The organism is Vibrio sp. Y176, assembly GCF_033438945.1.
Map to the genome: position 1 here is coordinate 434,470 of NZ_JAWOQS010000002.1, position 15,255 is coordinate 449,724.

15 protein-coding genes are annotated in these 15,255 nt (G+C 43.2%); all 15 read left to right on the forward strand.

Annotated features, from left to right (window positions below; all coding sequences use genetic code 11):
* Nucleotides 1-263: 263 nt before the first annotated feature.
* The 15 genes from R7O13_RS06135 (at nucleotide 264) to R7O13_RS06205 (ending at nucleotide 15,124) form a co-directional block, all read left to right on the forward strand.
* Complete coding sequence (locus R7O13_RS06135; protein ID WP_033906767.1) at nucleotides 264-1,664, forward strand: undecaprenyl-phosphate glucose phosphotransferase; 1,401 nt, start codon at nucleotides 264-266, stop codon at nucleotides 1,662-1,664.
* Nucleotides 1,665-1,674: 10 nt separating this feature from the next.
* A complete protein-coding gene (locus R7O13_RS06140; RefSeq protein ID WP_017635284.1) occupies nucleotides 1,675-2,880 on the forward strand; it encodes an outer membrane beta-barrel protein in 1,206 nt (401 codons plus the stop codon).
* A 12-nt stretch (nucleotides 2,881-2,892) separates the two neighbouring features.
* Nucleotides 2,893-3,426: a polysaccharide biosynthesis/export family protein gene (locus R7O13_RS06145; protein ID WP_017635285.1), complete on the forward strand. Its 534-nt coding sequence runs from the start codon at nucleotides 2,893-2,895 to the stop codon at nucleotides 3,424-3,426.
* Nucleotides 3,427-3,441: 15 nt separating this feature from the next.
* A complete protein-coding gene (locus R7O13_RS06150) occupies nucleotides 3,442-5,622 on the forward strand; it encodes a GumC family protein (protein WP_225478242.1) in 2,181 nt (726 codons plus the stop codon).
* A complete protein-coding gene (locus R7O13_RS06155; RefSeq protein ID WP_005375261.1) occupies nucleotides 5,600-6,409 on the forward strand; it encodes a putative capsular polysaccharide synthesis family protein in 810 nt (269 codons plus the stop codon). The genes R7O13_RS06150 and R7O13_RS06155 overlap by 23 nt, the downstream gene beginning before the upstream one ends.
* A gap of 2 nt (nucleotides 6,410-6,411) precedes the next feature.
* Complete coding sequence (locus tag R7O13_RS06160; protein ID WP_318303292.1) at nucleotides 6,412-7,464, forward strand: glycosyltransferase; 1,053 nt, start codon at nucleotides 6,412-6,414, stop codon at nucleotides 7,462-7,464.
* Entirely contained in the window at nucleotides 7,430-8,677 is a 1,248-nt protein-coding gene (locus tag R7O13_RS06165) for an O-antigen ligase family protein (protein WP_169628852.1), read from the forward strand. The genes R7O13_RS06160 and R7O13_RS06165 overlap by 35 nt, the downstream gene beginning before the upstream one ends.
* A 15-nt stretch (nucleotides 8,678-8,692) precedes the next feature.
* Complete coding sequence (locus R7O13_RS06170; RefSeq protein ID WP_005375258.1) at nucleotides 8,693-9,526, forward strand: putative capsular polysaccharide synthesis family protein; 834 nt, start codon at nucleotides 8,693-8,695, stop codon at nucleotides 9,524-9,526.
* Nucleotides 9,523-10,554: a glycosyltransferase family 4 protein gene (locus tag R7O13_RS06175; RefSeq protein ID WP_005385852.1), complete on the forward strand. Its 1,032-nt coding sequence runs from the start codon at nucleotides 9,523-9,525 to the stop codon at nucleotides 10,552-10,554. Before R7O13_RS06170 ends, R7O13_RS06175 begins: the two co-directional genes overlap by 4 nt.
* Nucleotides 10,555-10,562: 8 nt before the next feature.
* Nucleotides 10,563-11,870: an oligosaccharide flippase family protein gene (locus R7O13_RS06180; protein ID WP_258469939.1), complete on the forward strand. Its 1,308-nt coding sequence runs from the start codon at nucleotides 10,563-10,565 to the stop codon at nucleotides 11,868-11,870.
* A gap of 2 nt (nucleotides 11,871-11,872) precedes the next feature.
* Nucleotides 11,873-12,268: a VanZ family protein gene (locus R7O13_RS06185; RefSeq protein WP_213903453.1), complete on the forward strand. Its 396-nt coding sequence runs from the start codon at nucleotides 11,873-11,875 to the stop codon at nucleotides 12,266-12,268.
* A 67-nt stretch (nucleotides 12,269-12,335) separates the two neighbouring features.
* Entirely contained in the window at nucleotides 12,336-12,656 is a 321-nt protein-coding gene (gene yqfB, locus R7O13_RS06190; RefSeq protein WP_206953498.1) for a N(4)-acetylcytidine aminohydrolase, read from the forward strand.
* A 50-nt stretch (nucleotides 12,657-12,706) separates the two neighbouring features.
* Entirely contained in the window at nucleotides 12,707-13,306 is a 600-nt protein-coding gene (locus R7O13_RS06195; RefSeq protein ID WP_017635293.1) for a TetR/AcrR family transcriptional regulator, read from the forward strand.
* A gap of 151 nt (nucleotides 13,307-13,457) precedes the next feature.
* The gene (locus R7O13_RS06200; RefSeq protein ID WP_258624763.1) at nucleotides 13,458-14,492 is read left to right on the forward strand and encodes an NADP-dependent oxidoreductase; all 1,035 of its coding nucleotides are present in this window, start codon (nucleotides 13,458-13,460) and stop codon (nucleotides 14,490-14,492) included.
* Between the two features lie 14 nt (nucleotides 14,493-14,506).
* A complete protein-coding gene (locus tag R7O13_RS06205) occupies nucleotides 14,507-15,124 on the forward strand; it encodes a glutathione S-transferase family protein (protein WP_222711954.1) in 618 nt (205 codons plus the stop codon).
* Nucleotides 15,125-15,255 lie beyond the last annotated feature (131 nt).

Genomic DNA, 15,255 nt, shown 5'->3' on the forward strand with positions numbered 1-15,255 from the left:
TTTTTAATACTTTTCCTCATTCCTCATAAGTAAGTACCAGCTTTTTCCTAACCCGCCAAACTTAGCCAAAGGGCTAAATATCATTCTTATTTCCACTTACCTCAACAACGCAAATTTTTACACTTATCAACGAAATTACACGTGACAAAAAACTCAGCAGCATTCAACAGAATGCTCTGTGCACCAACTACTAATAACGTTCACGACACGGCAATTGGGGAAGACACCCAAGGGCGGTAGCGTGTCAGAAGGGAAACTGAGTCATGAAACAAAAAGGACTTATCCGCTCTCATGAGATGGAGTTTGCTTTTTTATACCGCATCTCAGATCTTGCTGTCATCGTCTCTTTTATGCTGCTTTTAGTGTTCAAAGACATGAATACTGCGATGGGGAAAGATTACGTCATATTGGCTTTCGTTGGAGGCATCTCCTTTCTATTTATGGCAGAAAGCGGCAATCTGTATCGCTCTTGGCGAACCAGTTCGTTTAAAGAGCAGATGTTTATTGTCTGTGTTGCTTGGGCGGTGACTTCTGCACTTATCTTTATTGTGCTGTATTTTTCTGAAGTCCATACCTTATTTGATAACACAATTTTAGCGCTGTGGTTTGCGATTACGCCCGCTCTGCTTTTAGCATGGCGAGTAACATTCCGTACCGGATTAGCCTATTTGAGAAAAAAAGGATTCAACACTCGCACTGCGATCATCATCGGCCAAACTCCTCACGGCATTACCCTAGCTAACGAAATTCAAAACCACACAGAACACGGCGTGCTTTTTGATGGCTTTTACGACGAACGATCTTCCGACAGATTGCCAAATTCTGATTATCCTATTAAAGGAGCTGTTGACCACGCCCTTGAGCGAGCTAAAAAAGGGGAAGTAGATTACGTCTATATCGCAATGCCAATGCACGCAAAAGAGCGCATTGCGTCACTTCTTAACCAATTCTCAGATACCACCGCAAATACGTATCTGATTCCCGACTTCTTCACTTATAACCTTTTACATTCTCGTTGGGCGCAGATCGGCCAAGTTCAAACACTAAGTGTCTTTGATACACCTTTTGCTGGAATTTCTTCTTGGGTAAAAAGGTTTGAAGACATCTTGTTTTCGAGCATTATTTTGGTCTTAATCGCCCCTATTCTATTCGTCATTGCAATTGGCATTAAGGCAACTTCTAAAGGCCCTGTCATCTTTAAACAACATCGGTACGGTCTTGATGGGCGCAAGATTGAAGTCTGGAAGTTCCGTTCAATGACAACCATGGATCAAGGTTCCAACGTGAAACAGGCGACAAAGAACGACCCACGCATTACGCCTTTTGGTGGTTTTTTGCGTCGCACCTCTTTGGACGAACTGCCTCAATTTATCAATGTACTGCAAGGGACCATGTCTATTGTTGGTCCACGCCCTCATGCCGTGGCGCACAATGAAGAATACCGTCAGATCGTGGATCGCTACATGCTACGTCACAAAGTAAAACCAGGCATTACTGGCTGGGCGCAAATTAATGGCTATCGCGGCGAAACCGACACCTTAGAAAAAATGGAAAAGAGAGTCGAGTTTGATTTGGATTACATCCACCATTGGTCGGTTTGGATGGACATCAAAATCATCTTTATGACCGTTTTCAAAGGCTTCACTGGTGCTAACGCTTACTAAGGTTAAGATTATGAAGAAACTGACAATGGCAATAGCATTAAGTCTGTTTTCTACTGACTTGCTCGCAGAACCGATGGCTTACCAAACCGAGTCTGGTATAGAGTTGATTCCCCTCGTAAAAACTTTCTACGAGGGAGATGACAACATCAATAAAGCGGAAAAATCCGGCAATGTAGAATCGGTCAATATTTGGGGTATAGAACCAAGCTTACTAGCACGTATAGAACGGAATCGCTATCGCGCAGATATTTTATATAAGTTAAAAGCTGGCTTTTCATCTGACGATCGCAACGACTTCGACGACCACACTTTTCAGTTTTCCAACTTTTTCGAATTTAATCATCGTCATCGTTTAGTGGTTGATTACCGTTTTCGCGCCCAGCATGAAGTTCGAGGAGAAGACATTACCGAAGGTAATGGTAGCGCAATCGACTCACCAATAGAGTTCAACCGTAACGATGTAAAAACCAATTATGTCTTTGGATCTAACGGTGCCAAAGGCAGACTCGAATTCGGTTTAGGCTATAGTGATAAAACCTATCAAAACTATCGTGACGGCTTGCCTGGGCGCCCAAACGCTAAAACTAAATACAACGATTTTCGAGCTCCCAATGCACATTTGGAGTTCTATTTAAGAGCTACGCCAAGAACCTATTGGTTAGTCGGAACAAACCAAATCGTAACCGAGTATCAGCACCGAAATTCTGCGCAGCCATCGAAAGATAACAACACCAGTTTCTATTACACCGGTGCCGAATGGGAAGTCACAGGAAAAACCAAAGGCATCGCTCGACTCGGTTATCAAATCAAAGATTTTGACAGCGCTCAACGAGAGACATTTAAAGGCTTTAGTTGGGATATCGGCTTTGAATGGTTGCCTCAAGAACAAACTCTAGTCAGCGTGAAAACCACTCAAGCGGCGGTTAACCCCGATCAAGATGGCGATTACAACCTACAAACTCGTTACCGACTGAACCTGAAGCACGATTGGAATAGTTACCTTGCAACTCGCTTAGGTGCTGTTTATCAACAAGATGATTACACGGGAATCTCCAGAAACGACGATCGGTACACTCTATCTTTTGGTATCGATTATCAGATCAAACGTTGGATACAACTGCAAGCCGATTGGCAATACCAAGATAAAAACTCTAGCCGATCGGATTATAGCTTCGAACAAAATATTTGGACTTTAAGCGCACAGTTTTCTCTGTAAAAAGGATTATTAATGAAGGCATTCATCAAATTCATAAGTGTAGCGTTGTTGCTATTTAGCACTTTGGTCAACGCTGACTCAAACGAGGAAGATTACTTACTCGATACTGGCGATACCATTTCCGTGCAGGTCTATGGTGAAGAAGATCTTACGATTAAAAATATTCTAATAACGTCAGATGGCTACTTTGATTACCCCTACCTTGGCCGAATTAAAGCAATCAAAAAAACACCAAAACAACTCAAGTACGAAATAGAAACGGGCTTAAAAGGCGATTATCTCATCAATCCAAAAGTGATGGTCACCATCAATAACTTTCGTCTGTTTTACGTTAATGGCGAAGTTAGGAAACCAGGTGGATTTGAGTACCGTCCAGGGTTAACCATAGAGAAGGCCATCGCTCTAGCAGGCGGCTTGACCGACAGAGCCTCACGCAAAGGCATTAACCTCACCAAGCATAAAACGGGTCAAACGATGGAAGGGGTCAGTATGCACCGCAACGTTGAACCTGGTGACATTGTATTTATTGACCAGAGCTTCTTTTAAGTGACAGGGAATCAAATGAACGGGACTCATCCAAATAATCTCCAGATGAACAAAGTAGAACTGATTCGTTTTGGCCATCACTTCAAAGCGATTAAAAAGAATTGGCTAAGCATCGCAGCATTCACGCTTCTGTTCTCATTAACTTGTACTTGGTATATCTACTCCAAAGCATCGATATACCAAGCTACAGCTACGCTACTCATCCAAGAGGAGCAAAAAAGCGCCCTTTCAATCGAGGAAGTATATGGCGTCGACACGACAAAAAAAGAGTACTTTCAAACGCAAATCGCCATTTTAAAATCGAATCATATTGCAGATAAGGTCATTAGAGAGCTGAACCTCACCCAATTACCTGAATTCACAAGCTCAGGGGGGTTAAATAAAAAAATCGACCAAATAAAGTCGATTCCTTTTGTTCAAGACCTACTGAATGTGGCACCAAGCCCAAAAGAAACCGCCCAGTTTTCAGAGTCCTATTATCAGGCACTTCAAGCTTTCAGAAGTAAACTCGATATTGAGCCAGTACGTAACACCCAATTAGTCAGAATTCGCTTTCGTTCTACCGATCCTAAGCTTGCGACGACAATCGCCAACGCGGTCGGCCAAGCCTACATTGACGCAAATTTTGAAGCCAAATTGGTCGTTACACAAAATGCGGCTACTTGGTTGACAAATAACTCTCAAAAATTGGAGGAGCGATTACGTAACTCGGAGCAAGCGCTGCAAGAATTCTTGTTAAAAGAAGGGTTGATCGATATAAACGGTATTGATGAAATTTACGCAAATGAGCTAGAAGAACTCACTCGCAAGCTGAATATCGCTGTTAATAAGCGTATTGAAGCGCAGACGTTAATCCAACTGTTACGACGTAAATCTTCGCAAAGTTTAGACAGCTTGTTGTCAATTGATGAATTCGCTAATCAAGCGCAAATCCGCGATCTAAAATTGTCGGAAGCACAGGCAGCCAAAAATCTCTCTGAACTGGCACAGCGCTACGGACCTAAGCATGATCGAATGATTCAGGCGAAAGCACAGCTTGCTGAAATTCAATCAAGAACCCAGCAACTCATCCGGGACATTTCCTTCAGTAAGCAACAAGACCTTCTTGCTGCAAAAGCGCAAGAGGACATGCTTCGAGCAGAACTCGATAACAAAAAGTCAGACTTCCAATCGTTAGGGTCACAAAAAGCGCGTTACGAACAGTTAAAACGCGAGGTTGAATCCAATAAGGCACTCTATGAAGCGTTCTTAAATCGTGAGAAAGAGACCAACGCCACCAGCGACTACAAGAATGTCACGGCTCGCTTTACTGATAAAGCCATCATTCCTCTATTCCCGGTGGCACCACAACGAATCAAACTGGTACTGATTGCCACCTTTTTTGGCTTTGCCATTGCTTGCGCTCTGGTCATCATCTTAGAAACGATGCGAGAAGTTATCCGAAGCACAACCGATGTGCAGGAAAAACTTGGTGTTACGTGTTTAGGTGTGATTCCTATGGTCAAAAAACGCAATTTGCGTAAAAACGGCGTCAGTTATACCGCGTATTTAGATGATGAAGAAAAGCTATTTAGTGAAGCTTGCCGCTCCGTCAGAACCTCGCTTCTGCTCAGATTAACCAACACGAAGCAAAAGATATTGCCCTTTACCTCTGCTATTCCAGAAGAAGGAAAAACATCGACCAGTATCAATATGGCGGTGTCGTTTTCAAAAATGGAAAAGGTGTTGATCATCGACTGCGATTTACGTCGACCTTCCATCGCAAAGCGATTCGGTATTGCTGAATCAAGCCCTGGCTTAACGCATATCCTGACGATGGATACGCCAATCAAAGATTGTGTTACACATATAAAAGAAGCCAACTTAGATGTATTACCGGCCGGCCTAATTCCGCCAAACCCACAGGAATTACTGGCTTCTGATCGCTTTAAAAAGTTGCTCGAACATTTTCAAAATAAGTATGACCGGATCATTATCGATACACCACCCCTACTGTCAGTGAGTGACGCACTTATTCTTGGTCAGTATGCCAATGGTCTGATCACCGTCATTCGCTCAGAATCAACAAAATCATCACTGGTTAACCTTGCGTTATCTAAACAAATACAACACTCAGTTCCATCTCTTGGCGTCTTAATCACACAAGCCAAGGCCAAGGAAGGAGAGACGCTTTATGTCCAGAAATACGCCTACTAACGTAAACCTATCTTGGTACCAAACGTTGAAAAGCCAAGAACAGCCGGTATTGATCTATCAAATGGGCAAAGTAGGTTCGAGTGCATTAGAGCATTCCATTCCTAACTCGATTCACTTGCACGACCTTATGACCGTCGATGCGCAAAAACAAATATCCCCCGTTAGAGCGCAATTGCATAAGCCTCAGATCAATGCGTTAAAGCGACGACTAAAGCGTATAACGATGAGCCATATGTTAAAGCGCAAGAAAAAAGTTCGAATTATCTCGCTGGTGCGTGAACCGATCGGACGAAATGTCTCAATGTTCTTTCAAGCACTTCCTTTTTGGATGGCGGACAAATATCTAAAGGATGACAGCGCAATACGTACCGAACGACCGCAATTACTCCAAGAAGCATTTGATAAGCACATGAATCATCAATATGCGCTGCAGTGGTTTGACAACGAGATCAAACAACTAACAGGGATTGATGTGTTTAACGAGTCTTTTAATCACGAAGTAGGCTATCAAACATACCATAACAATAACTTCTCACTGTTGGTCATTCGAAGTGACAAGCTAACGAAGGCTAACTCCGCAGTTGAAGACTTTTTAGGTTACCCCGTGGATGTTGTTTATGAAAATCAATCAGACAACAAATGGTACTCGCCACTAATGAAAGAATTCAAAACGCAATTTCAACCTACACCCGAGTACGTTGAAGAAATGCTGAATTCTAAATTGACGAAGCACTTTTTTTCAAATGCAGAAATCACCGACCTTAAACAGCAATATCTGACCAATTAATCATGAAAACAAAGATTCTACATATTATTAATGATCTTTCTCAGAACGGCGGTGCTCAGAAGTTCTTAGTCGACCTTGTTTTAGAACATAAGCCTGAATACGAAATCAAAATTTTGGTCTTGTGTGATGAAAATGATTACTTACCAATGCTATCTGCCCAAGGTATAGAGTGTTTTAACTGGCGCACATTGTCATTGAGTGAGAAATTCTCTTTGCTGCGTTGGCCGGATGTCGTTCACGGGCACCTCTACCCTTCCATTTACCTAGCGCTATTGGCGGTAGGTAAAAAACGAATCCAGACTGAGCACTGTTCTTATAACCGTCGACGTGACTATCCGCTGTTTAAGTTCATGGAATACGTCTTGTATTGGGGCCACGACTTGACGGTCAGTATTAGTGAAAAAGTACAAGATGAACTGGTGAAGTTCATGCCTCGCTACCAACACAAATATCACGTGGTGCACAATGGCGTTGATTTAAAAAAGTTTTCTATGACACCAAGATTCGCCAGCCACCTAATCGACAAACCAGTTATCAAGATTGGAATGGTGGGCCGACTTCACCAACATAAAGATCATGAAACGCTTATCCAAGCACTTATCCATTTACCAAGACGATACGAACTCCACCTTGCGGGAGATGGAGAAAAAAAATCGTCACTGCAAGCATTGGCAACAAAAATCAACGTCGCGCAACGTGTTCACTTTCATGGCGTAGTTTCTGACGTTCCAGCCTTTTTGAACGACATGGATATTTACGTGCAATCGTCGCACGTCGAAGGCTTTGGCTTGGCGGCGGTTGAGGCCATGGCAGCAGGCTTACCCGTATTATCATCGGACGTACCTGGTTTGGATGACGTCACCGGACGTGCCGAATATTTATTTCAAGTTGGTAACGCCACTGAACTGAGCCAAAAAGTTCTCCAGCTGTGTGAAAGTGTTGAGCGGTATGACGCTGCAAGTCAATACTCAGTCAATAGGGCCTCTCTCTACACCATCGATAAATTTCGTGAAGGTTACTATGGAATCTACCAGCAGCTTTGCGCCAACAAATAGTTCCGTGCCATCGAGCCATCGCGCCTCATTGCTTGCAGCATGCCTATTAGCATTGTTCTTTATTCCTATGAAGTTTCGTGCTGGAGGAATAGCGCTAGCCCCATCTGACATCGCAAGCCTTTTGTCCATTGGTTTTACTGCATTAGTGGTATTGGAAGGAAAAGCTGAAAAACTCATGCATCCCTGTATGGGGTTCCTCATATTGTTCACTGGGTATGTGTTCATAAATGGTCTGCTAAATCGCGTCCCTTTAATGCCGCTAGTTATAGAAACTGTGCAATGGTTAGCGATTTTGTGCCTACTGAGCCTAATGTACGCCTATGGCGTGTTTGATGACGAACGGGTAATGGTTTATTTCACGTATCTGTTGTTTTTCATCTGTACGCTCGTTGCCTTATGGCACTTTGCTCAGGGCTATCAAAGCGGGTTTAAGTTACTCGGGGTAAGTAAATACGGGTTCGGTGTACTGTGCTCGCTACTGTACCTTTATCGAGATAAAATTCGCGCTTTCCACCTTTTGATGCTCGTAGCTTTAGTATTACTGGTGTTGTCACAAGAAAGAAAAGCGCTACTTGGTTTTTGTCTGCTTTTCTTCTTTGACCAACTGCTCGTAAAAAACTTAATGAGAAAATCGCTCAGCGAAACGTACACGTGGACAATTTTATTAGCTTTGAGCTTCATTGTGTTTACTGCCGTCACAACCACACTCTACGTTGGGTTTGAAACGCTAGCAGACACATTGGAAATAACCCAAGAAGACGTCTTATTTGCCAACCAAAGTGAAGCCCGCTGGGTATCGAATCTTCATAGAAAACTTTTACTTGCCAATGGGCTAGATATTTTACTTCAACACCCAGTGTTAGGTGTCGGCGCGAAAATGTTACCCAACTTTATGATCAGTTACTTTAACTATGATGAGCTGGCGATCTACACCCACAACTTTGTGTTAGATACCGCAATTGAATACGGATTGCTTGGTATCGGTCTGCTGTTTGGTGGTTATTTTCTTTTTATTCGCTTTTGCTTCCGCAGCCTTAATGAAAACAGAAAAAGCCTATTACTTGCGATATACGCCCTCATCATGGTGTTTTTCGTTGCGGTAAACACCACCATAATTTTAATACTCTTGTTACCCGTCATGATCAGCATGAGCAACGACTCACGGGCCATTGCTCATACTTTTCCGGTAAACCATCACCACGAATATGAATAATCAAGGATAGGATAGATGAAGTATTCAATCTCTCGACAATTTGAAAAGAACCGAGAACTCCAAGCTGATAATTTTGTTTTAGTTTACCAAATGGGCAAAGTTGGCTCCTCATCAATTGAGCACACGCTAGGGGAGAAAAATATCCCGAGCTATCACATCCACACCTTTGATGATCACGAAGAATTTCACATGTATCACAATAAAAAAGACGTGAGTAAATTCTTCGACTTCCGAAACCGCGCACTCTATCGCTTAGTGCTCAAGCAGCGAAAACGTATCTTACAAAAACGAGAACAGATTAAAATCGTTACGCTGGTCCGCGATCCAATCGCAACTGTCTTTTCTCGCTTCTTTCAAGATCTCCATTTGCAATTTATCGAAGGCAAAAAGAACGATGCAATTCACCGAGATATGGAAGTCACGTATCAGCACCTCGAGCATTGTTTTGATAACTATATCAATCTCAACTATTTTGCGGACTGGTTCGACAACGAGTTAAAGCGTAATTTCAATATCGATGTGATGCGCCAAGAGCTGGACAACACTCAACCTTTCTTCACATTCCAGAACGATCAGGCCAACGTCATGCTAATCAAATGCGAACAGCTCAGTTCTCTTGATAAAGAAATCGGTGAGTTTCTTGAGTTGCAAGACTTCGTGCTGAAAAACAGCAACGAAGCGAAAAACAAGTGGTACTCCAATATCCACCAACACTTTAAGAATCACTACGACTTCTCAAAACTGTTCTATATGTACGATCTTCCCTTGTATCGCCACGTTTATTCAGAGCAAGAGCGTGATGCTTTTAAACACAAATGGATGCAAACACCAGGGACAAAATCATCATGAAGAAAGTGCTCCATGTTACAGAAGCATTTGGAGGTGGCGTTCAAACCGCCCTCTATAGTTATGTTCACTCATCCAGAGACGAGCCTTATCAGCATTTCTTGCTAGCCAGAGCCCGAGAAAACGACTTGACCAATGAGAACAACCACCACATTTTCGTACAGACAAAGTGGGTAGAAGGCGGCTTGCTTCAATTTATTCGCGATGCAAACCACATGATTGCATCACTTGGCCCCGACGTCGTGCATTTGCACTCGAGTAAAGCAGGATTTCTCGGCCGATTTCTAAAGCTTGGCAAGGCACGCTTGGTTTACACACCGCACTGTTATGCCTTCGAACGTGAAGATATCTCAGAGCTTGCACGCCAGATCTATAAAGCACTAGAGAAAGTAAAACTGAGCAAAATTGATGTGGTTGCAGGCTGTAGCCAACGAGAGTGTGACCTAGCCATTAGCATTGGTGCGAAACGTGCCGAACTGCTCAATAACTACGTGTCTTATCAAAGTGAAGATCGTATAGAGCGAAACAAGCAAGAAGCGCTGAAGCTCGTTGTACTTGGTCGTGTCGCGCCCCAAAAAGATCCTCAGTTTCTTATCAGCACATTGCAGTTCCTTAATCGGTATGCGCTTAACCGCCCGATAGAGATCACATGGATAGGTGGCGGTGACCACGTACTCGAACAGAAATTACGCACTGAAAATGTGGATGTAACGGGCATGCTGCCTCGCGATGAGGTAGTTGAAAAGCTCAAGGGTTCAGACCTTTATCTACATACTGCAGCATGGGAAGGGATGCCGTTAACCATTCTAGAAGCATCCAAGTTACATCTTCCTATGGTTATTCGGACCATCGGCGCAACCAAAGATCTCAACTACCCGTTTTTAGCGCTCACACCTGAAGAAATGGCCAAGCAGATCGCGCATTGTGTCAATCATTATGAAGAGATCGATTTTCGCCAATATACAGCAGAATTAAACGATGCCTTCAGTGAAGAAAAACAGCGCCTCGCACTCAATAATATTTACGGTTAAATGCCCCTATGTTTCACACTGTTCAACAAAAATTACTGTTGATGCCCAGCGGTAAAAAAAGCTTGTTATCTACTGGATTAAAAACCGCAATCACGCGTGTGTTGAGTGCGCTATTTGCTTTTTTACTGACTCTGATTGTATCGAAGACCAGTGACGCTTCGACGGCCGGTCAATTTTTCTTTTTATTCAACCTAGTCTCGCTACTCGCTATCGTTTCTCAGCTAGGTTTTGATGTCTCGTTAGTTCGTTACAATGCGATCGCTTTTAATAACAAAGAGAAGCTTGAACAAAGCCAAAACTATAAAACCGCACTTTATCGAAGTATGGCATTTTGCTTGCTCGCCATAGGCGTTTTGTTGGCAGGGTTTAATCTGTTTCCAGAGCAGCTAAACCAGACTCAATCACCAATGTATGCGATTATTTTATGCTTGCTTTGCATACCTTTCTTGGTGCTTGCGCAAACCAACAGTCGGGTGCTTCAAGCATGTAGAAAAGTCGTATCATCTCTGTTTGCGTTGCAGCTTGGGGTAAGCATGTTGATGGTCATTTTTGTCTTTGCCCTAGACTATATCGGTCAGCAAAATATCAACAATCTAATGACCGCACTGCTTTTAGCGAGCATAGGTGTCGCGGTCATATCTAGTGCCAATTGGCTTGGCTCAGATCAATATCAAACATCGGCTTTCGTACTAAACAAAAAAATGGTCTCTTCTGCCAAGCAAGTCTGGGTTGGCAGTATCTTCACGAATGTTCTTCAATGGGGAAGCCTTGTTATTGCGGGCTTTTTTATCTCAACAGCGGAAATCGGTTTGTTAGCCGCAGCCCAACGCACATCACTACTGATTGGCTTCGTGCTGATTACCATTAACTTTGTGGTCGCCCCGATGTTTGCCTCTCTCTACAAAGAGCGTCAAATGCTCAAACTGCAGAATCTGAGCCGCTTGGCGTGCCGAGCCAATGTTGGTTTAGCGATTGTACCCGTAATTATTTGCACCCTCTTCCCCGAGTTTGTAATGAAGTTTTTTGGTGAGGAGTTTCTCGCCGCGGCGCCACTATTAGTCGTCCTTTCTCTGGGGCAGTTAGTCAATGTTGCGACTGGTTCAGTAGGGTTTTTATTATTAATGAGCGGTCATGAGAGAACCATGAAATACATTACAATTTCCTCCGGTACGGTGTCCATCTGCCTACTTGTTACGCTTTGCCAAATGTTTGGGGTGATTGGTGCAGCGTGGGCAATGGCAATTGGCATGGCTATCCAGAATTTAGCTGCACTGTACTTTGTAAAACGTTACTTAGGCTTCTTTCCAATAGGTTAATTATGGCTTTAATACTGGCACGCACGAGCTTTTTTTTAGTCCTGATGCTAACCGCTTCACTCTCTTTGTGGAAAAGCTCTGACCTACACCATACTGCTTACCTACAAATGGAAACCTACTTAGGCGGATCAAGTACGCTTCACTTTACTTTCAGTTTATTGATCGGCTTTTTATCGGTCTTCACGTTCCCTTCTCTGGTGAGCTCGAATAAAACCGACGTTTTTGGGATTCGTCTTTTGCTACTGCTGTTGGCTATCGTTTCAATGGAAGAAATGAGCCAACTTTTTATTCCAAATCGATCATTTAGTTTTGATGATCTCAGCACCAACTGGATAGGCGTAATCTCAGGTTACTTTAGTGCCAAGTTAATTCGCTTCATCCGCACTCGATCGTTCTAGTAATACAGGAATCTCTGGGGGATTTGGGTATATAATTACGCCAAACAACCAGACTAACGAGTACATCATGCCATCTCATCCAACCAAGATAACTTTTTTTGAATTCTTAACCCCGTTGATCACGTCAGGCAAAAAGACGATAACGATTCGAGATGAATCAGAAAGCCATTACGTTCCCAATACAGAAGTCGAAGTTTTTACCTTAGAAACGAATCGTAAAGTCTGCGATATCAAGATACGTTCTGTAGAACCACTTCACTTTGAAGATATTAATGAGTTTCATGCAGAACAAGAAGCCATCGAACTACCAAAACTCAAGCAGTTAATTCGAGAAATCTACCCAAATACCGACACGCTATTTGTTATTGAGTATGAGCTGATTAAATAACCCACAACAAAGGCTAGACGACTGGTCTAATTCATTCTATAGTACACTTCATGAACGCAAAGACGAATGACACACGCCAACATATTCTCGACGTCGGATACGAGTTGATCGTAAACCGAGGGTTCACGAGTGTTGGTCTTTCAGAGCTATTAAAAAAGGCCGCAGTGCCAAAAGGCTCGTTTTATCATTACTTCAAGTCCAAAGAACAATTTGGTGAAGCGATGATTCAAGACTACTTTACTAAGTATTTTGAGCGTTTAAACGCACGCTTTACCAATACTGAACTGAGTGGCTACCAACGCCTAATGAGCTATTTCGAAGAAATGGTCAAAGTAGAAGACGACGTGTGTAATGCGAACAAATGTTTATTGGTTAAGTTAAGTGCAGAAGTCTCCGATCTCTCAGAGTCAATGCGCTTGGCATTACGCCAAGGAGCAGACAAAACCATTCAAGCGATAGCGGATTGCATTGACATCGGCATTAAAGATGGCTCAATCCCCAATGGTGACAGTGCGTTATTAGCAAGGCAGATATACTACCTTTGGAATGGCGCTAGCTTGCTGAACAAACTTTATCAAGATCAGGCAGCATTGACGCAAAGTCTGACCTATACTCAACACTTACTGCAGAATACGCGCACTTGCCCATAACGGGCGGCGTGGAAGCAGAATGAACACCCTACACACGTTTCACTGTCAGAAAAAGCGTCAGTGTTAACACAGTAAACCTTCCCGCTTTACATAAGCGGGATATTTTGAAACAAATACTAGACGACCGGTCTAATCAACAAGTGAGATAGATATGACTAACGCAACAAATCGCAGAATCGTACTCGCGTCACGTCCCCATGGTGCACCGACACAAGAAAACTTTCGTTTAGAAGAGGTAACGAAACCGACTCCGAAAGAGGGTGAAATGCTATTGAGAACGGTTTATTTATCTCTAGATCCATACATGCGTGGTCGCATGAGTGATGCCGAATCATACGCTGACCCTGTTGCAATTGATGACGTAATGGTCGGTGGTACAGTTTGTCAGGTAGAAACATCAAACCACCCAGATTACGAAGCAGGTGAATGGGTTCTTGCCTACACTGTTGGCTGGCAAGACTACGCTATCTCAACTGGTGAGATGGTCATTAAACTTGGTAAAGAACCGCGAAATCCTTCTTACGCGCTAGGCGTTGCAGGAATGCCTGGCTTTACCGCGTACATGGGTTTACTCGACATTGGTCAGCCAAAACCAGGGGAAACCATCGTGGTAGCAGCTGCTACGGGGCCTGTAGGCGCAACAGTTGGTCAAATTGGTAAAATCAAAGGTTGCCGAGTTGTTGGTATAGCAGGCGGAGAAGAAAAATGCCGTTACGCTAAAGAGGTGCTTGGCTTCGATGAGTGTATTGATCACAGAGCTGAAGACTTTGCAGAACAACTGAGAAATGCCTGTGACAAAGGTATCGATGTTTACTTCGAAAACGTAGGTGGCAAAGTATTCGAGGCTGTAATGCCACTTCTGAATACAAACGCGCGTATCCCACTTTGTGGTTTGATTTCTCAGTACAACGCGACAGAGCTGCCTGAAGGTACCGACCACCTTCCATTACTAATGGGTAAGCTCCTGACCAAACGAATCAAGGTGCAAGGCTTCATCATTTTTGATGATTACGGACATCGTTACGGTGAATTTGCGCAAGATATTAATCAATGGTTGGCAGAAGGAAAGATCCAATACCGCGAACATCTAGTACAAGGACTGGATAATGCGCCAGAAGCATTCATCGGTCTGTTGGAAGGTAAGAATTTCGGCAAACTTGTAGTACAGATTAACGACCCATTATAAAAAGGGATATGTAAATGATTAAACTTCACCACCTCAATCAGTCTCGTTCAAAGCGCATCATTTGGTTACTTGAAGAGCTAGATGTAAATTACGAAATTGTACCCTATGTCCGTGATTCCGTGACCTTCATGGCACCGCCAGAACTAAAAAGTGTTCACCCATTAGGAAAGTCACCAGTTCTTGAAGATAACGGCGAGATTATCATTGAGTCAGGTGCAATGACCGAATATTTGATTGAGAAATACAGTGACGGAGCCTTTGCTCCTGAGCGCGGTACAAAAGCACACACAGAATATTTGCAATGGATGCACTTTGCAGAAAGCTCCGCAATTTTACCTATGCTGCTAAAAATCTTCGTAAGCAAAGAGCCAAATGAAACTCAGTTTTTATCAGGCTATGCCGACAAGGAAGCAATGAATGTACTAGGCTACTTCGAGCAATCCTTAGAAGGCAAAACTTACCTAGTAGAAGAGCGTCTGACTGGCGCTGACATCATGATGTCTTTCATTGTCGAATTGGTTCAAAAGTTTGGTTTAGTTAATCACTTCCCTAATATTGAACGTTATGGGAAACAGCTCGCGACACACCCAGCATTTGCAAAAGCTGAACAACTTGAAGTGGAGTACTCTTAATTACTTCCCCCCTTTCGCCCCTTTGATGACACGTAAAACTTCATTTAAGGGGCGATATTACTAGCATCGCAGACACGCTAACTGGATAGCGCTCCCCCCAGTCAATCGCATTCGAGAACGTCGATTGTTAT